Origin of the sequence: Rugamonas rubra (assembly GCF_900114705.1) — a bacterium.
Classification (GTDB): domain Bacteria; phylum Pseudomonadota; class Gammaproteobacteria; order Burkholderiales; family Burkholderiaceae_D; genus Rugamonas; species Rugamonas rubra.
In genome coordinates this window covers 131,469-148,824 of sequence record NZ_FOTW01000011.1, presented here as the reverse complement: position 1 = coordinate 148,824, position 17,356 = coordinate 131,469, and the positions used below count along the sequence as shown (strand labels likewise).

Annotated in this window: 14 protein-coding genes and 1 riboswitch; of the genes, 7 read left to right on the top strand and 7 right to left on the bottom strand. The window is 67.8% G+C overall.

Translation table 11 applies throughout. The features are described from left to right. The first annotated feature begins 159 nt into the window (after positions 1-159). Complete coding sequence (locus BM252_RS12680; protein ID WP_093387905.1) at positions 160-2,031, top strand: PhoH family protein; 1,872 nt, start codon at positions 160-162, stop codon at positions 2,029-2,031. A 157-nt stretch (positions 2,032-2,188) separates the two neighbouring features. On the opposite strand, the gene BM252_RS12675 is transcribed toward BM252_RS12680, so the two are convergent. Beyond that, a complete protein-coding gene (locus BM252_RS12675) occupies positions 2,189-2,821 on the bottom strand; it encodes a TetR/AcrR family transcriptional regulator (RefSeq protein WP_093387903.1) in 633 nt (210 codons plus the stop codon). Between the two features lie 147 nt (positions 2,822-2,968). On the opposite strand from BM252_RS12675, the gene BM252_RS12670 reads away from it, so the two are divergent. Next, on the top strand, positions 2,969-4,033 hold the full coding sequence (locus tag BM252_RS12670) for an SDR family oxidoreductase (protein WP_093387902.1): 1,065 nt from the start codon (positions 2,969-2,971) through the stop codon (positions 4,031-4,033). A gap of 102 nt (positions 4,034-4,135) precedes the next feature. On the opposite strand, the gene BM252_RS12665 is transcribed toward BM252_RS12670, so the two are convergent. After that, a complete protein-coding gene (locus tag BM252_RS12665) occupies positions 4,136-5,416 on the bottom strand; it encodes an MFS transporter (RefSeq protein ID WP_093388101.1) in 1,281 nt (426 codons plus the stop codon). A gap of 174 nt (positions 5,417-5,590) precedes the next feature. Between BM252_RS12665 and BM252_RS12660 the strand changes: the two genes are divergently transcribed. The 4 genes from BM252_RS12660 to BM252_RS12645 all read left to right on the top strand — a co-directional run bounded on the left by BM252_RS12660 (position 5,591) and on the right by BM252_RS12645 (position 8,101). Further along, complete coding sequence (locus BM252_RS12660) at positions 5,591-6,058, top strand: winged helix-turn-helix transcriptional regulator (RefSeq protein ID WP_093387900.1); 468 nt, start codon at positions 5,591-5,593, stop codon at positions 6,056-6,058. Between the two features lie 212 nt (positions 6,059-6,270). Further along, on the top strand, positions 6,271-6,555 hold the full coding sequence (locus tag BM252_RS12655) for a type II toxin-antitoxin system HicB family antitoxin (RefSeq protein WP_093387899.1): 285 nt from the start codon (positions 6,271-6,273) through the stop codon (positions 6,553-6,555). A 213-nt stretch (positions 6,556-6,768) separates the two neighbouring features. Then, on the top strand, positions 6,769-7,827 hold the full coding sequence (locus tag BM252_RS12650) for a hypothetical protein (protein WP_093387897.1): 1,059 nt from the start codon (positions 6,769-6,771) through the stop codon (positions 7,825-7,827). A gap of 73 nt (positions 7,828-7,900) precedes the next feature. After that, positions 7,901-8,101 carry a heavy-metal-associated domain-containing protein gene (locus BM252_RS12645; protein WP_093387896.1) on the top strand — a complete coding sequence of 67 codons (201 nt, stop codon included), beginning with the start codon at positions 7,901-7,903 and terminating at the stop codon, positions 8,099-8,101. Between the two features lie 9 nt (positions 8,102-8,110). On the opposite strand, the gene BM252_RS12640 is transcribed toward BM252_RS12645, so the two are convergent. Together BM252_RS12640 and BM252_RS12635 are read right to left on the bottom strand one after the other, a co-directional pair. Next, positions 8,111-8,833: a glutathione S-transferase gene (locus tag BM252_RS12640; RefSeq protein ID WP_093387894.1), complete on the bottom strand. Its 723-nt coding sequence runs from the start codon at positions 8,831-8,833 to the stop codon at positions 8,111-8,113. 466 nt (positions 8,834-9,299) lie between these two features. After that, a complete protein-coding gene (locus BM252_RS12635; protein ID WP_093387893.1) occupies positions 9,300-10,937 on the bottom strand; it encodes a patatin-like phospholipase family protein in 1,638 nt (545 codons plus the stop codon). Positions 10,938-11,248: 311 nt separating this feature from the next. Between BM252_RS12635 and BM252_RS12630 the strand changes: the two genes are divergently transcribed. After that, positions 11,249-12,010: a sulfite exporter TauE/SafE family protein gene (locus BM252_RS12630; RefSeq protein WP_093387891.1), complete on the top strand. Its 762-nt coding sequence runs from the start codon at positions 11,249-11,251 to the stop codon at positions 12,008-12,010. Positions 12,011-12,130: 120 nt separating this feature from the next. Here the strand turns inward: BM252_RS12630 and BM252_RS12625 are convergent, their stop codons facing one another. The 3 genes from BM252_RS12625 to BM252_RS12615 form a co-directional block, all read right to left on the bottom strand. Beyond that, entirely contained in the window at positions 12,131-14,251 is a 2,121-nt protein-coding gene (locus BM252_RS12625) for a TonB-dependent receptor (RefSeq protein WP_093387890.1), read from the bottom strand. Between the two features lie 68 nt (positions 14,252-14,319). Then, positions 14,320-14,538, bottom strand: a riboswitch (cobalamin riboswitch). Positions 14,539-14,560: 22 nt separating this feature from the next. Then, the gene (gene cueR / locus BM252_RS12620; RefSeq protein ID WP_093387888.1) at positions 14,561-14,980 is read right to left on the bottom strand and encodes a Cu(I)-responsive transcriptional regulator; all 420 of its coding nucleotides are present in this window, start codon (positions 14,978-14,980) and stop codon (positions 14,561-14,563) included. Continuing rightward, positions 14,977-17,325: a heavy metal translocating P-type ATPase gene (locus tag BM252_RS12615; RefSeq protein WP_245774229.1), complete on the bottom strand. Its 2,349-nt coding sequence runs from the start codon at positions 17,323-17,325 to the stop codon at positions 14,977-14,979. The genes cueR and BM252_RS12615 overlap by 4 nt, the downstream gene beginning before the upstream one ends. Positions 17,326-17,356: the final 31 nt, after the last annotated feature.

Below are 17,356 nucleotides of genomic sequence, written 5' to 3'. Positions count from 1 at the left end.
GTCGCCACGCGGTACCTTCCCCGGGCCAGACGAGCGCCCGTTGGCAGCCTTATATTCCGTTTTACCTCGCATCCACCCCATCCGGCGACCAGGAGCACGCAAGCGCGTGTGCCTTGCCCATGGGCGGATTCTTCCAGATATTTTTTGATTGAGATCCTGATGCCACTGCCAAAACTACCAAGTAAGCCAGCGACTATACTGCTGGCGAAAGATTACCCAACATCGACAGGGACGCGGCCAGCGTCCTTGGCGGACGTAGCGCCTGCGCCGAAGAAAGCGGCGTCTGTCAAAGCCGCGCCGGTCAAAGCCACGCCGACGGCCAAGGCGGTCAAGCCGGCGCCCGTTGTTGCCACCGTGGCCGTCGCCGCCGCCAAGGCGGCGCCGAAAAGCGCCGCCAAGGGCAAGGCCGTCGCCGCCGTGCTGAAGGCCGCGCCGGCGCCTATCGTCGTCGCTGCCGCCCCGGCGCCAGTGGCGGCTGCGGAGCCGGCCAAGGTCAAGGCCAAGGCGGTTCCGGCCGGTCGCGGCAAGCTGACCCCGGTCGTCGCCGAGGCGCCGCATCCGGCCAAGCACAAGCCGGTCGAAGTGCCGTTGAAGTCGTCCACCAGCCGCCACGCCGACCAAACCGGCCAGACCAAGCTGTTCGTGCTCGACACCAACGTGCTGATGCACGACCCCTCGTCGCTGTTCCGCTTCGAGGAGCACGACGTCTACCTGCCGATGATGACCCTGGAGGAGTTGGACAACCACAAGAAGGGCATGACCGAGGTGGCGCGCAACGCCCGCCAAGTCTCGCGCACGCTCGACGGCCTGGTCTCCAACACCGACGACGACGCCATCGAAAAAGGCATCCCGCTGTCCAAGCTGGGCAACAAGGACGCCAAGGGCCGCCTGTTCTTCCAGACCCGCCTGCAAAGCGCCGACCTGCCGGTCGGCCTGCCGGTCGGCAAGGCGGACAACCAGATCCTGGCCGTGGTGCGCTCGCTCGAGTCGGAGCAGGCGGGCCGTCCGGTGGTGCTGGTGTCGAAGGACATCAACATGCGCATCAAGGCGCGCGCCCTGGGCCTGCCGGCTGAGGACTACTTCAACGACCACGTGCTGGAAGACACCGACCTGCTGTACTCGGGCATCGTGCAGCTGCCGGACGACTTCTGGAACAAGCACGGCAAGGACATGGAGTCCTGGCAGGAGAACAAGAACGGCCAGAGCGCCACGTTCTACCGCGTCACCGGCCCGTTCGTGCCGTCGATGCTGGTCAACCAGTTCATCTTCCTCGAGCCGAAAAACGGCGAAACGCCGTTCTACGGCCAGGTCAAGCAAATCACCGGCAAGACCGCCGTGCTGCAAACCCTGCGCGACTTCAGCCACAACAAGAACAATGTGTGGGGCGTGACGGCGCGCAACCGCGAGCAGAACTTCGCCTTGAACCTGTTGATGAATCCGGAATGCGACTTCGTCACCCTGCTCGGCCAGGCCGGCACCGGCAAGACCCTGCTGGCCCTGGCGGCCGGTCTGGCGCAGGTGCTGGAAACCAAGCTCTACAACGAAATCATCGTGACCCGCGTCACGGTGCCGGTCGGCGAGGACATCGGTTTCCTGCCGGGCACCGAGGAGGAGAAGATGTCGCCGTGGATGGGCGCCTTCGACGACAACCTCGAAGTGCTCAACAAGTCGGACTCCGACGGCGGCGAGTGGGGTCGGGCGGCAACGCAGGACCTGATCCGTTCGCGCATCAAGATCAAGTCGCTCAACTTCATGCGCGGCCGCACGTTCGTGAACAAGTTCCTGATCATCGACGAGGCGCAGAACTTGACGCCGAAGCAGGTCAAGACCCTGGTCACGCGGGCCGGTCCGGGCACCAAGATCCTTTGCCTGGGCAACATCGCGCAGATCGACACGCCCTACCTGACCGAAGGCTCGAGCGGCTTGACCTATGTGGTCGACCGCTTCAAGGGCTGGGCGCACAGCGGCCACGTCACCCTGGCGCGCGGCGAACGTTCGCGCCTGGCGGACCACGCCAGCGAAGTGTTGTAAGGCAGTAGCGGCAGACGCCGGCCCCGTGCCGGCAGAGTCCAGAAAGCCCCGCGCGCAGCGATGCACGCGGGGCTTTTTTACGTCGCCCCACCCCGGGACATCGAAGCCGGGGTCTGACCCCGCACGGGGTCAGCCCCCTTTGCTGTGCGGGTTTAGGCTAGGTCGCCAGCAGCCCGCGCAGGAACAACAGGATCAAGCGGCCCGACGGGTCGGGCCGGCCGGCCACCCTTTGCAGCGCCAGGCCATGGGCCAGCGCCATGAAGCCGGCGGCCAGCTCGTCGGGCGCGGCCGGCGGCGTGCGGCCCAGCTGGCGGAACAGCGCGGCGATCACGCCACCCAGCGCGGCGCGGTGGCGGTCCCACACCTGCTGGTACTCGGCGGCGAAAGCCGGGCTGCGGCTGGCGTGCAGCTGCAGCTCGATCGACAGCATGGACCAGTCGGCGTCGTGGTTCAGCGTGGCGGCCCAAGCCTCCAGCCCGGCCAGCAGCTGCTCGGGGCTGCGCCCGGCGGCGCCGGTCAGGCCGGCCAGCTGCAGCGCCTCGGCCTCCATGTGGCGGCGCAGCAGCTCCAGCAGCACCGCCTCCTTGCCGGCGAAGTTGGAATAGAAGGCGCCCTGCGAATAGCCGGCCTGTTCGGCGATGTCGCGCAGCGAGGTGCCGCCGTAGCCGTTGGCGACGAACAGCTGGCGCGCCGTCTCGATCAGGCGCTCGCGGGTGCGCGCTTGGCTTTGCTCGCGGCTCAGGCGCGGCGCGGTGGTCGGTGTGGCCGGGGTGGCAATGCTTGGTTTCATGGGCGTAAAGATATCACACGCACCCTGGATATCGGTCGAACCTCGGATTCCGGCTGAGCGGCACGGCGCCACCATTTTCAAATATCACTTGATATCCGGAATGGATCGCGCTACATTCGCATATCACATGAACTTTGAAACCACACCATGACCCAAACCCATACACTGCATTGCGCCTTCGTCACCGGCGCCACCGGACTGCTCGGCAACAATCTGGTGCGCGAGCTGCGCGCGCGCGGCATCCTCGTCAAGGCCCTGGTCCGCTCGCTGGCCAAGGGCGAACAGCAGTTCGCCGGCCTGGACGGCGTCGAGCTGGTGCGCGGCGACATGGCCGACGTGGCCGCCTTCGCCCCGGCCATGGTCGGCTGCGACGTGGTGTTCCACACCGCCGCCTACTTCCGCGACAACTACAAGGGCGGCAGCCACTGGCCCGAGCTGCAGCGCATCAACGTCGACGGCACCCGCGCGCTGATCGAGCAGGCCTACCTGGCCGGCGTGCGGCGCCTGGTGCAGACCTCGTCGATCGCCGTGCTCAACGGCGAACCGGGCCGGCCCATCGACGAGACCTGCCTGCGCGCGCCGGCCGACGCCGACGACTACTACCGCAGCAAGATCCTGGCCGACGAGGCCGTGCTGGCCTTCCTGGCGCGCCACGCCGACATGCACGCCAGCCTGGTGCTGCCGGGCTGGATGTGGGGGCCGGCCGACATCGGCCCAACCTCGTCGGGGCAGTTCGTCACCGACGTGGTGCTGGGCAAGCTGCCCGGCCTGGTGCCCGGCAGCTTTTCCGTGGTCGACGCGCGCGACGTGGCGCTGGCGCAGATCGCGGCGGCGCGGCAGGGGCGGAGCGGCGAGCGCTACCTGGCCGCCGGCCGCCATATGACGATGGGCGAGCTGGTGCCGCTGCTGGGCCGCCTCGCCGCCGTGAAGACGCCGACGCGCCGCCTGCCGCTGCCGCTGTTGTACGCGCTGGCCGGCGCGCAGGAGCTGTACGCGCGGATCAGCGGCAAGCCCGTGCTGCTCAGCCTGGCCACGGTGCGGCTGATGGTGAGGGAGGCCGGCCGCAGCCACTTCGAGCACGCCAAGAGCGAGCGCGAGCTCGGCCTGGGCTTCCGTCCGCTGGAACAGACCATCGCCGACACCTTGGCCTGGTATCGCGGCCACGGCTGGCTGCCGCAGCCGGCGGCGACGAACAAGGCCGGCGCGGCTTAGCCATCTAGCGTGGCGGCGCGGCGCGCCGTCCCGCCGCCCGCCCTGCGCCCCCGCGCCCCCGGGGTCAGCCCCCGGGGTCAGTGCCGACATTCAGACACGACCTCAACCATTGTCTCTGCCACAGAGGCTCTTCACTGCTGAGTCTGTGTCCGAATGTCGGCACTGACCCCGCCTACGCTGCTGAGTCTGTGTCCGAATGTCGGCACTGACCCCGCCTACGCTGACCCCGCCTACGCCTACTGTTGCGGCCCAGAACAGCAGCGCCAGCAAGCTGACGCCAGCACCGAGCAGGCACACGCCGCCCCAGCCGGCGCGGGCGTAGGCGGCGGTCGCGCCGAGCGCGCCCAGGCCGCTGCCGACCGCGTAGAACAGCATGTAGCAGCCCACCAGCCGGCTGTGCGCCTGCGGCTGCACGCTGAAGATCATGCTCTGATTGGTCACGTGGATCGCCTGCCCTGCCAGGTCGAGCGCGACGATGCCCAGCAGCAGCGCCCACAGCGACGTCGCGCCGAACCACAGCGGCAACCAACACGCCAGCAGCAGGGCCAGCGCCAGCCCGCTGGTGCGCTGGCCCTGCCCCCGGTCGGCCCACTGCCCCGCGCGCGCCGCGCCCAGGGCGCCCAGCACGCCGACCAGGCCGAAGGCGCCGATGGCCGTGTGCGACATGGCATGCGGCGGCGCGCTCAAGAGCAGCACCAGCGCGCTCCAGAAAATGCTGAAGGCGGCGAACATTAGCAAGGCGATCGCGCCGCGAATTTGCAGCACCCGCTGGCGCGCCAGCAGCGTGAACATGGAGGCCAGCAGGCGCGCGTAGGACAACGGCGCGGCCGGCGGCGCCAGCGCCGGCAGGGCGCGCCACAAGGCGGCGCCGAGCAGCAGCATGGCCGCCGCCGCGCCAAGGTAGACGGCGCGCCAGCCGGCCAGGTCGGCGGCCAGCCCCGCCATCACCCGCGCCAGCAGCAGGCCGATGACCACGCCGCCCTGCGCCGCGCCGACCACGCGCCCCCGCTCGGCCGGCGCGGCCGCCGTGGCGGCGTAGGCGATCAAGCCTTGCGTCATCGCCGTGCCCAGCAGGCCCACCGCCAGCATGGCCGCCAGCAGCGCCACGGCGCTGCCGGCCATGGCCACCGCGACCAGCGCCGCCACCAGCGCCAGCAACTGCGCCAGCATCAGCCGACGGCGCTCGAGCCGGTCGCCCAAGGGCACCAACAACAGCAGGGCCAGCGCGCAGCCGGCCTGGCTGGCGCCGACCACGCCGCCGACGGCCCCCAGGCCGATACCGAAGTCGGCCGCCAACAAATCCAGCAATGGCTGGGCATAGTAGACGTTGGCGACACTCAGGCCGCTGGCGCAGGCGAACAGCAGCAGCACACCGCGCGGCATGGCGCTGTCGGCGCGCGCCGCGCCGTGGTTGATGCCGGCGTCGGCGGGCGGGGAGGATGTGGATCGGGGCATGTGGCGTCCTTCAAAAGTAGTTTCAAATTAAAACCAGTTGAAGTATAGGCAGAGTGGTTTTAAAATGCAACCATCGAAACCGTCCACAAGAATCTGCACACCATGGCCAAACGCAAGAGCATGAAGGACGACCCCTGCCCCGTGGCGCGCGCACTCGAGGTGATCGGCGACCGCTGGGCCATGCTGATCGTGCGCGACGCCTACGACGGCAGCCGCCGCTTCGGCGACTTCCAGCGCAACCTCGGCGTGGCCCGCAACATCCTGACCGACCGCCTGCACGGCCTGACCGAGGACGGCGTTCTGGCCGTGCAGCCGGCCTCCGACGGCAGCGCCTACCAGGAATACGTGCTGACGGCGAAAGGCGAACAGCTGTTCCCGGTGGTGCTGGCGCTGCGCCAGTGGGGCGAGCAGCACCTGTTCCGCCGCGGCGAGAAGCACTCGCTGCTGCTCGACAAGGACAGCGGCGCGGCGCTGCCGCCCATGCTGCCGCACAGCCGCGACGGCCGCGTGCTGCGCGCCGCCGACACGGTGCTCAAGAAACTGCCGCCGAAGGTCCGTCCGGAAACGTAGCGGGCGGCGCGGCAATCTGGCTCGGGAGAAAAATCTAGCAAAAACAAAGCGTTGGCAGCCTTGCCAGCGTTGGTTCCGGAATGCAATTCCGCCGCGTTTGGCATGCGAGCCCAAGCACGAAAGTGCTTGATACCGGCGGCAAGCTGTATGACACTACACACAACACAGGAATTTTCACCCCTCAGACTGGCCATCGCAACCGAGGCAAGACCATGGACATTCCCATCCTGATCCAGACCGACAGCGCGAGAGATAGCCGCCGCAAGTACGGGGTGACAGTGCCCGACATCCCCGGTTGCACCTCGTCCGGCGACACAGTCGACAACGCCATGCGCAACGTCACCCAGGCCATCTACGGCCACGTCGGCACCTTGCTGCGGCTAGGCCGGGCGTTCGAGATCAAGCCCTCGCCATTCGAGGAGCTGTCCAAGGAGCCGGACTATGCCGGCGGCATCTGGGCGCTGGTCAGCGTCGACTTGGCCAAGCTCGACGTCTGAAGCGCCCTCGTCCTAAGCGCCGAGCCGACGCATTCGGACTGTGCCACACCCCCCGCAGGTCCAGGTCAACACGACCACCCGGCACCGTGCCGTCCGCATGATATAGTGCAAATTCAGCAATATTGAAGCCACTTCCATGCGGAACCAGTCCCGTTCTTCCCCCGCCAAGTTGGCGCGGCATCTTCCCGATGCACACTACCGAGCAGCCCCGATATGAGCGCGGGCGTGGGCGCAAACCGCCGCACGGCATGGCTGGCCGGCTTTGTCGCCGTCTCCATGGCGGCCAACTACCTGGCGCTGCGAATGCCGCTCCCGCCAGGCGCCCTGCAGCAATTCGAATTGCTGCTTCTGGTCCAGGTGTTCGTGCTCTGGCCGTTATTGTTTTTCTTGTTGCGCAATCCGCAGAATCGCAAGGCACGGTCGGCGATACTGCCCGTCGCCGCAGGTATGCTTTTTGGCAGCCTCGTGTTGCCGGCCGAGTCCAAGCATGTCTGGCACTATATCGACCAGTTGCGCTGGGTGGTGGTGCTAGGGTTCGGCGCCGGCGAGTTGTGGGTGATGTTGATACTGTTCCGTTCCTTGGGAAAGCTGCGCTCGAGCACCACGCCGGACACCGACATTGCCGAGGCGATGCGCGGCGCGCTGGGCGACAAGGCCGGCACCCGCCTGCTGACCGTCGAACTGCTGATGTGGTTCTACGCCTTGTTGTCGTGGCGTGCCAAGGACTACCGCTACGCAGGCCGGGAACACTTCAGTATCCACCGGCATGAGGGGAACGCCAGCAACCAGGTCGGCTTCCTGGTCGTGCTCGGCGTCGAAATTCCGTTTGTCCACTTTTTCGTCTGGCTGTGGAGTCCCACAGCGGCACTTGTCTTGACCGGCCTCTCGCTGTACGGTTTCGCGTGGATGCTGGGCGAATACCGCGCCACGCTGCTGCGTCCGGTCTCGGTGGACGAGCAAGACCTCCACCTACGCTACGGCTTGTTGGGCGACGAGCGCGTCCCCTTGTCCGCCATCGACGCCGTGGAACGCTGCGCGATACGACTGCGACGCCGGCGCGGCCTGCTGCGCCGCACGCCCGCCGGCGGCACAGCGAATGTCCGGATCGCCCTCAGACCCATGACGCAGATCGCCGGCCTGTTCGGAACCAAGGACTATGACACCATTGTGTTGGCCGTCGACGATCCGGCTCGCTTTATCGATGCCCTGCGTGCCCGACTCGAGCACGTAGCCAGGCCAGGCGTGTGCATGCACGAGCTGAAAATAGATTGAGCGATTGCGCTTGACCTTCCCATGGCGGGAAGGGCTACAGTGACGCTATCGAAACGAGTTAAGGAGTCGGACCATGTACCAACTACAAGTGGAAAAGATGAGCTGCGGTCACTGCGTGGGCGCCGTCACCAAGGCCGTGCAGGCGCTCGACGCCGGCGCGACGGTGCAGGTCGACCTGGCCAGCAAGCGGGTCACGGTGGAGTCGGCCAGCGCGCTGGCGCAGATCAGCGCGGCCATTGTCGCGGCCGGCTATCCGGTCACCAGCGCGGCTTGAACGGGCGGACTATTCGTCCAACTCGGGGTAGCGGCGGAAGATGCCGTCCTCGTTGAAGGGGATGCGCCGCTTCGAGTTCAGATAGGCGGCGACATTCGGCCGCTGCGCGACGCGCTCGCGCAGCGCCATCAAGCCCGGGTGGCCGGGCGCCAGGCGCTCCATGGCGCGCGGGAAGGCGTAGTGCAAGCCTTCGAGCAACTGGAACAGCGACAAATCCACATACGACAAGCGGGCGCCCACCGCGTAGCCGCCACGGCTGCGGTTGTGCTGTAGCACGCCCTCGAAATAATCCAGATACTTGGGGATGCGCCGCGCCGTGAAGTCGGCGGCGCGCCGGCGCGCGGCCAGCTTCTGGTCCTCGTAGTAGAAGTTGGTCGAGATCGGATGGTGGGTATCGTGCGCCTCGTTGACGATGTCGGCGATGGTCAACTGCAGCTGGTTGGCCCACAAGCGCCCGGCCAGCGCGCGCGGCGCCAGGCCGTGCTTGGCGCCGAGGAAGAGCAGGATGTTGGCGGTCTGCCCGATCAGCAACCCGTCCGCCTTCAATACCGGCGGCGCAAAGGACGGGTGCTCGACGGCGTCGCCGTCCAGGCTGGCCAGCAAGGCCGGCATGCCGCTCTTGCGCCGCGCCACGTCGCGATAGGGCACGGCGGCCTCCTCCAAGGCAAGGCGGACGAATTCGCCGCGCCCCTGGATGCCGGGCCAGTAGTAGAGTTCGTATGGATTTGTCATGTTTTTATGATATCACCTCCCGCGCTTGATCCATGTACTGGATTTCAGCAATGGCCAGATCGCGGGCGCGGCGTGGCCGGCAGCGACGTGTGCGGGGCGGACGGGCGGACGGGCGGTGGGAAGGGGTTCTGCGGAACAGGGCAGGCCGTCGTGTCAGGCTGGAAGGGAGGAAAGCGGGTCGGCCACCGTCCATGCTTCGATCGACAGACCCAGTCGGTCGACCTAAGCATGGGCGACGACGCGGAAGCATGGAATGACGCGCTTCACACCTCTTCAGCTTGAATTCTGCCTGGTCATATCCAAGGCGGTAGGATGCCTGGCATCCTTGCGGCCTACATCAAATACGCAGTTCAATGTACATTAGCACCTCCATAGTTTGAATGCTTCCTTGCCCAAATGGATTGCCGTACGGAAATCAAATTGCTGTCTAAAGCATAGTGCATATTTCCCGACTGCGCAATGCCGGCTAGCCAAGCCTGACGTCGACGCCCCATCGGCCGGCGATGCCCGTGCCGACCCATCCTATGCGTTTGAAATTGTGTTTGACCATGCCATGGGCGTTGCATTCCTGCTGGCTCATCGCCTTGCCCGGCTGGCTGTCGGGCTTGTCCGCCAGCGTGACCTTGTTGTACATGGCGGCGGGAATCTCCAGCAGGAACTGCACCTTGTCGATGCCCGACTTGGCGCGGCTGGGATTGACGACCATTTCGTCGCAACCGGGCAAGCCGACGGCCGCCTTGTCGACCAGGCCGGGGAAGAAGGTGCGCGCCTTGTCGCGGTAGCGCATGGTGAAGACGCCGTCCTTGGCGGCGATCGGTTCCGCCAGGAACACCAGCAGGATGCGATGGCCGGAGCGCTCCTGGTCCATCACCGGCAGCACTTCGAAGTTGCGGTGGTTTTGATTGCTGTCGAGAATCTCGATCGCGCTGTCGCGCCGCACCATGCCCCAGGCCAGCGAGTCCATGAACTGCAAGCCCAGCACCCTGACGTCATTGTCCTCGGCGGAGAAGCGCACCTCGCACTCGAACTCGTCCGGCTCGGCCTTGCCCAGCAGCAGGCTGTTGGCCACCACCCGATACAGCAGCGAGTGGTAGTTGTAGGCGATCTTGTTCTCGTACTCGTTGTAGACCCGGTACAGGCCGCACATCAGCTTGACCGCCGTCTGGTTCTCCTCCGACCAGGGATTCAGTTCCCACGGCGACAGGCTGTCGGACTTCCGGGCGATGAAGGCGCGCAGCCATTCGCCGGCCTGCAGCTTCAACAGGTCGTACTCCTTGGCGAAGGCGCCGTTCTCGCCGATCAGCTTGGAAAACTCGAAGGTGGAAATCGAGGAATCGAGCCGGTACACGTCCTCCGCCGGCAGGGAGCGGATGGAGTTTTGCGCCGACACGCTCATCGCCGCGTCGAGCAGCGAGACGGTGAAGGTCGTGGCCGAGGTCGGCGTCGCCGTCGACTGCTCGACAAAGCTCACGCCGAGCCGGTAGACATTCGACGGCAGCTTGAGCGCGCTGGCCGGGAAGTTCTCGGCGATGCCGCCATCGACCAGCAACTGGCTCTTGCTGTCGCCCCTGGAATGCCAACTGCGGAAAAAGAACGGGATCGCCGCCGAATGCAGCAGCGACTCGACGACATCGTCGCTCTCCTTGAAGATATGGGCCTCGCGGCGCGTCAGGTCGGTCGCCAGCACATGCACGTCGATATTGCTCAGCTTCTTGATGTCGGCGAAGGTCTTGATCTTCTTCGCGTCCAGCTGGTTCTTCAGGAAGACCTCGAGCGGGCGCTGCGACCAGAACGGCGCGCGCAGCAAGATCAGTTTGCACAGCCGGATGAACTTCCAAAAGCGGCTTTTGCTTTCGGAAAACTCCTTCACCAGGCTGTAGCCAGCGCCGTCGGCCTTGAACGCCGCGCGCAGGGCACAAAGATCGATCTTGGCGGCGAACAAGGTGCCGGCGATCGCCCCGGCCGAGCTGCCGACGATGGAGGTCACCTCGATATGCCTCTGCTTCTTGTCGGCCGCGATGTCCTGCAAGGCCTCGAGGAAGGCCATGATCGCGTAGATCTTGGCGCCGCCGCCTTGCAGCACAAGTTGTACTTTGATGCTCATGCCGGCCCCTTGCAAGTGGCGATGAATATGAATATCTAAAAAACAACTTTAAGCAAGCATCTTGTGGTCGAAGCAAAGACTTGTCAACTATTTATTGGTGTTACATTAAGCACAATGACAACAACGGCGCCGGCGCTTCTCCAAAGGCAAAGCGGTTTACGGCGGTTATAATTCCCCACACCAATCAAAGCCTGGGACCCGATCCTCCGCCAGCGCTGGTTCCGCCGCGATCCGGCCGGAACGGCCCGATCCCGCTCCCGCGTCCGACGGTGCCGCCGTTCCACTCTTGCCTTTATGTCTGTGCCCTGTTCATGTTGCCCGTTCCCCCGCTCGAGCTCCCCATCGTCCTGCTGATCGCCGCCGCCGGCTTCTTTGCCGGCATACAAAACGCGCTGGCCGGCGGCGGCTCCTTCATCACCTTCCCCGCCCTGCTGCTGGCCGGCCTGAATCCGCTGGCCGCCAACATGACCTCGACCATCGCCATGTTCCCCAGCCAGACCACCTCGGCCGTGGCCGGGCGCAAGCTGGTCGGCGACGTCGGCGCCTTGACCTTCAAGCAGCTGTTCCTGATCAGCGTGGTCGGCGGCGTGCTCGGCGCGCTGTTGCTGCTCAACACGCCGGTCAGCTTCTTCGCCCGGCTGGTGCCCTGGCTGGTGCTGTTCGCCACCAGCATGTTCGCCTGGGGCAGTTTCCGCCGCAAGCCGCTGCACGCCGTCAGCGGCATGCCGACCTGGGTGCTGGTGCTGGTGCAGAGCTGCATCGCCGTGTACGGCGGTTATTTCGGCGGCGGCATCGGCTTCCTGATGCTGGCCGCGCTGACCATCGCCGGCCAGCAGGTGCGCATGGCGACGGCCACCAAGAACATGCTGGCGATGGCGATGAACGCCGCCGCCACGATGATCTTCGCCACCTCCAAGCTGATCAGCTGGCCGGCGGCGCTGGCGCTGTGCGCCGGCGGCATCGCCGGCGGCCTGTGCGGCTCGTGGCTGATCCACCGGCTGCCGGAGAAAATCATGCGCGGCTCCGTCGTGCTGATCGGCGCGCTGCTGACGGTGTGGATGTTTGTGCGCTAGGCGGATGGAGGGGGCGCGCCCGGGCCCACCGGCTAAGTGCCAGGGTCAGACCCTCAGGGTCTGACCCTCGATGCGCGCCGCTGGCTTAGATGGCGTGGCTGGCCGGCCGGCCAATGCCGTTTAGAACGTGGCGCGCAGCGTCAGGCGCAGGCTGCGCGGTTCGACCGGGTGGGTGTGGATGTCGTCGACGCCCTCGGCCGGCTCGCCCGGCAGGCGCGAGGCGTAGTAGTAGTCGACGTCGCTGGCCTTGCGGTCGAACAGGTTGAAGGCGTCCAGCGACAGCTGCCAGCGCCGGTCGACGCGGTAGCCCAGGCGGGCGTAGGCGATCGCCGTCGAGGCGGAGCGCCGGCTGTTGTCCTCGACCAGCGGACGCGGGCCGAAGTAGCGCAGCTGGAAGGCGCCCGACCACGGCCCGATGTCGCTGACGGTGGCGCCGAACGAGGCCACCTTGCCGACCGCGCCGGGGATGTGCTTGCCGGCCGGGTCGTCCTCGCTGTAGTGGGCGCGCGAGTAGGCCAGGTCGAGGTCGAACAGCAGCCACGGCCGGGCGATGTAGTGGTTGTTCAGCTCGACGCCGGAGCGGTGGCTGGCGCGGCTGGCCGAGGTGTCGCCGGCGTCGCCGGAGAACACCAGCTCGGAGGCCGAGCGCAGGCGCCACAGGGCCAGCGAGCTTTGCAGGCCGGGCACGATCTCGCTGCGCATGCCCAGCTCGGCGCCGCGCGTTTTGACCAGCGGCGTGACCGGCTCGGTCGGCTCCAGCTCGCGCGGCGTCAGGTGGACGGTGGTGCCGCGCGCGTCGTTGCTGTGGAAGCCCTGGCCGTAGTTGAGGAAGAACTCGGTCTGGCGCCACGGCCCCAGCACCAGCGACAGCTTGGGCGAGGTGACGCCGGCGCTGGCCTTGCCGGAGTTCTCGGCGAGGTTGCTGCGCACGTCGAAGCGGTAGCGGTCGTGGCGCAGGCCGGCCACGCTGCGCAGCCAGTCGCTCCACTGCACGGTGTTCTCGACGTAGGCGCCCAGGCTGGCCTGCTTGACGCGGGACTCGCTGATGGTGCGCAGTATCTGTTGGCGTTCGGTGGCGTACAGCGCCAGCGGGTCGAGATAATCGTAGCGGCCCTGCAGGCCGAGCTTGGTGTTGACGTCCAAACCGCCCAGCTTGGCGAACCAGGTCTGCGCCACCTCGCCGCCGGCCATGCGGCGCTTTTCCGATTGGCGGAACTGGTCGCCGCGCTCGGGGTCGTCGAGGAAGTAGGTGAAGTTGTTGTACAGCGTCAGGCTGGACTGCACCAGGTAGGCGTTGGCGGTGAATAACTGCTCGGCGCTGCGCCGCTTCAGGCCGAACGACAGGCTGTAGCGCGAGGTGTCGCCGTCGTCGCTCGGATCGACCACGCCGTAGCGGTCGATGGCGCCGGCGTCCACCGCGCGCAGCGGGATCTGGCCGCTGGCGTGCCAGGCGCCCTTGTAGCCCATGGCCGTGAGGCTGAAGTTGTTGTCGCTGCCGCCGCTGCTGTAGCGCAGCACGCCGATGTTCTTGTGGAAGGCCTCCGGCGTCTGCCACGGGCCGTTGTTGTGGGCGTACTCGGCGCTATACAAGAGGTTGCCGCCGGCCAGCGCGGTCGAGCCGGCCAGCATGCCGCGTTGGTACTGGTTGGCGCCGACGGTGAGGCTGGCCATGCCCTGCTTGAGCTTGTTGAACAGGCCCAGGTGGGCGGCGCCGGCCGAGGCGAAGTCGCCCTCGTCGGCATAGTACGGCCCCTTCTTGTAGTTGATGCGGTCGACCAGTTCGGGGATCAGGAAGTTCAGGTCGGTGTAGCCCTGGCCGTGGGCGTGGCTGCGCATATTGATCGGCATGCCGTCGACGAAGGTGGCGAAGTCGGTGCCGTGGTCGAGGTTGAAGCCGCGCAGGAAGTACTGATTGGCCTTGCCGTCGCCGCTGTGCTGGGTGACGATGACGCCGGGGACGAATTCGAGCAGTTCGCCGGGCCGCAGCGCCGGCCGGTTGGCGATCAAAGTGGCCGTCACCATGCCCTGGCTGGCGGCGCCGGAGGTACCGACCCCGTTGTCGTAGTGGCCCAGCACCTCGACCGTGGCGGCAACGGCGGCCGCCGGCGGCGCCTCGTCGGCGCGCGCGGCGGCGCAGGGAATGGCCAGCGCGGCGAGCGCGGCAGGGATGGCGAGCAGGGTGAAACGGGCGCGCGGAATGGCTAGCGCGCGGCGGGGCCGTGGCGTGAAAAATAACAGCATGATAGATCCGATAGACAGCGGCAATCCACCCACTTCCCCGTGGGCACGATTGAACAGAAGGCGCGCGAACGCCTCCACCTGTCCTGGCCGGTATCCGGGCTGGCAAGGCGAACCGCTCCACCTTCCCGTGCGAACGCACAGTGGTATTGAGTAGCGGCTTGTCGTCGACGACGACGCTTGCTTACCGTTGCGGGGGCAGCACATGTTGACCGCGTGGGCGGCTCCATGTTTCCCGTTTAACTGCACGTCCGGGCGGACGCGCGGGCACCAAAACAGCGCGATTATACGGTCGCGCCGCCCGGGGGTCTATTACTTCTTGCTAGCCGTGCAACAATCCGCGCCCACCGCGCCCAGGCTTTGCAGGATCGGGCAGTCCGGGCGCTGGTCGCCGTGGCAGCTGCCGGCCAGTTGTTGCAGGGTGTCGCGCATCTCCGTCAGGGCGGCGATGCGCTCGTCGAGTTCGGCCACGTGAACGAGCGCGATGGCCTTCACGTCGGCGCTGGCGCGCTCCTTGTTCTGCCACAGCGACAGCAGCTCGCGGATCTGCTCGAGCGAGAAGCCGAGCGTGCGGCCGCGCTTGATGAAGCGCAGCGCGTGCAGCTCGTCCTCGCTGTAGGTGCGGTAGCCGGCGCCGCTGCGGCGGCTCTCGGCGACCAGGCCGATGCTCTCGTAGTAGCGGATCATTTTGGCCGTCACGCCGGTGGCGCTGGCCGCCTGGCCGATGTTCATTTCTCGCCCTCCGGCTTCCAGCGGCGCAGCAGCAGCGCGTTGCTGATCACGCTCACCGAGCTGAGCGCCATGGCGGCGCCGGCCACCATCGGGTTGAGCAGGCCGAGCGCGGCGAGCGGAATGCCGACCAGGTTGTAGATGAAGGCCCAGAACAGGTTCTGCCGGATCTTGCGGTAGGTGCGGCGCGAGATGGCGATGGCGTCGGCCACCAGGGCCGGGTCGCCGCGCATCAGGGTGATGCCGGCGGCGTGCATGGCGACGTCGGTGCCGGTCGACATGGCGATGCCGACATCGGCGGCGGCCAGCGCCGGCGCGTCGTTGATGCCGTCGCCGACCATGGCGACGCGCTGGCCCTCGCGCTTGAGCGCGGCGACGGCCTCGGCCTTGCCGCCCGGCAGCACGTTGGCCAGCACCCGGCCGATGCCGAGGGCGGCGCCGGCGGCGTCGGCGCTGCCCTGGTTGTCGCCGGTCAGCAGCACGGTCTGGATGCCCAGCGCGTGCAGGCGCTGCACGCCGGCGCGCGCGCTCGGCTTGACGCGGTCGCCGAAGGCCAGCAGGCCGAGCAGGCGCGGCGGCGCGCTTTCGGCCAGCCAGGAGATGGTGCGGCCCTCGGCCTCCAGCGCGGCGGCGCGGGCGGCCAGCGGCGCCAGCGCCACGCCCTGTTCCTCCATCAGGCGGCTGCTGCCGAGCAGCAGGCGGCGGCCGTCGACGACGGCGGCGACGCCGCGTCCGGGCAGGGCGCTGACCTCGCTGGCCGGGCCGGCGCGGAAGGCCGGCGCGGCGGCCGGCTGTGTCTGGGCCGGCGCGGCCGCGTCGAACGGCACCGCGCCGGCCGCCGCGATGCCGTTCGACGCGGTGCCGGCGCTGCCGGCCTCGGCCAGCTGCTTGGCGGCGGCCTCGACCACGGCGCGGGCCAGCGCGTGCTCGCTGCCCCGTTGCACGCTGGCGGCCAGTTGCAGCAGCTCCCGTTCGCCAATCTCATACGGCACGGCGGCGGCCAGGGTCGGCTTGCCCTCGGTCAGCGTGCCGGTCTTGTCGAACACCACGGTGGTGGTGTGGTGGGCGATCTCCAACGCCTCGGCGTCCTTGATCAGGATGCCGTAGCGCGCCGCCACGCCGGTGCCGGCCATGATGGCGGCCGGCGTGGCCAGCCCCAGCGCGCAGGGACAGGCGATCACCAGCACGGCGACGGCGTTGATGATGGCCAGTTCGGCGTCGCCGCCGAGCAGCCACCAGCCGAGGAAGGTCAGCAGCGCCAGCACCAGCACCACCGGCACGAAGACGGCGCTGACCTGGTCGACCAGGCGCTGGATCGGCGCCTTGGCCGCCTGCGCGTCCTCGACCAAGCGGATGATGCGCGCCAGCGTGGTCTCGGCGCCGACGGCGCTGGTGCGCACCAGCAGCAGGCCGTCGCCGTTGATCGAGCCGCCGGTGACCCGTTCGCCGACCTGGCGCGCCACCGGCAGGCTCTCGCCGCTGATCAGCGACTCGTCGAGCTGGCTGGCGCCCTCGACGACGACGCCGTCGACGGCGACCCGTTCGCCCGGGCGGATCACCACCAGGTCGTCCAGCGCCACCTGCTCGATCGGCATTTCCAAGTCCTGGCCGCCACGGCGCACGCGCGCCGACTCGGGGCGCAGCACCTGCAGGGCGCGGATGGCCGCCGTGGTCTGGCGCTTGGCGCGGGCCTCCAGCCATTTGCCCAGCAGCACCAGGGTGATCACCACGGCCGAGGCCTCGAAGTACAGCACCGGTGCGCCCATGGCGTCGAGGTGGCTGCCGGCCAGCAGCTGGTAGACGCTGAGGCCGTAGGCGGCGCTGGTGCCCAGGGCGACCAGCAGGTCCATATTGCCGCTGCCGGCGCGCGCCGCCTTCCAGCCGGCGCGGTAGAAGCGCGCGCCCAGCCAGAACTGCACCGGCGTGGCCAGCAGGAATTGGAGGCGGCCGTCGAGCATGGCGTGCACACCGAAAAAGTCGAGCAGCATGGGCCCCAGCAGCGGCAGCGAGAGCAGCGCGGCGAACACCACGGCGCGGCCGTCGTTGCCGCTGTGCGCCATGGCGACGGCGGCCGACTCGGGTTTGGCGGGCGGCGGCGCGGCGTGGTAGCCGGCCCGCTCGACCACCTCGGCCAGCGCGGCGAAGGACAAGGGCGCGGCCGATTCGACACGCGCCATCTCGGTGGCCAGGTTGACGCTGACGCTGCGCACGCCGGGCATGGCGGCCAGCGCCTTCTCGACCCGGCCGACGCAGGAGGCGCAACTCATGCCTTCGATGCGGATCGACTGGGACAGCGCGGCATCCACGGCGGCGGCGGATTGGGAGGGGATGGTGTCGGACGGGCTCATGGGCGGTACTCGGATGGCTACGGGATCACTG

Coding starts and splice junctions, on each gene's coding strand:
- BM252_RS12665 (WP_093388101.1), bottom strand. CDS start 5,416: ATGCCGCGCGGTGTGCTGCTGCTGTTCGCCTGCGCCAGCGGCCTGAGT.
- BM252_RS12660 (WP_093387900.1), top strand. CDS start 5,591: ATGGCCAAACGCAAGAGCATGAAGGACGACCCCTGCCCCGTGGCGCGC.
- BM252_RS12675 (WP_093387903.1), bottom strand. CDS start 2,821: ATGAAACCAAGCATTGCCACCCCGGCCACACCGACCACCGCGCCGCGC.
- cueR (WP_093387888.1), bottom strand. CDS start 14,980: ATGAACATCGGCCAGGCGGCCAGCGCCACCGGCGTGACGGCCAAAATG.
- BM252_RS12625 (WP_093387890.1), bottom strand. CDS start 14,251: ATGCTGTTATTTTTCACGCCACGGCCCCGCCGCGCGCTAGCCATTCCG.
- BM252_RS12635 (WP_093387893.1), bottom strand. CDS start 10,937: ATGAGCATCAAAGTACAACTTGTGCTGCAAGGCGGCGGCGCCAAGATC.
- BM252_RS12615 (WP_245774229.1), bottom strand. CDS start 17,325: ATGAGCCCGTCCGACACCATCCCCTCCCAATCCGCCGCCGCCGTGGAT.
- BM252_RS12670 (WP_093387902.1), top strand. CDS start 2,969: ATGACCCAAACCCATACACTGCATTGCGCCTTCGTCACCGGCGCCACC.
- BM252_RS12650 (WP_093387897.1), top strand. CDS start 6,769: ATGAGCGCGGGCGTGGGCGCAAACCGCCGCACGGCATGGCTGGCCGGC.
- BM252_RS12680 (WP_093387905.1), top strand. CDS start 160: ATGCCACTGCCAAAACTACCAAGTAAGCCAGCGACTATACTGCTGGCG.
- BM252_RS12640 (WP_093387894.1), bottom strand. CDS start 8,833: ATGACAAATCCATACGAACTCTACTACTGGCCCGGCATCCAGGGGCGC.
- BM252_RS12655 (WP_093387899.1), top strand. CDS start 6,271: ATGGACATTCCCATCCTGATCCAGACCGACAGCGCGAGAGATAGCCGC.
- BM252_RS12645 (WP_093387896.1), top strand. CDS start 7,901: ATGTACCAACTACAAGTGGAAAAGATGAGCTGCGGTCACTGCGTGGGC.
- BM252_RS12630 (WP_093387891.1), top strand. CDS start 11,249: ATGTTGCCCGTTCCCCCGCTCGAGCTCCCCATCGTCCTGCTGATCGCC.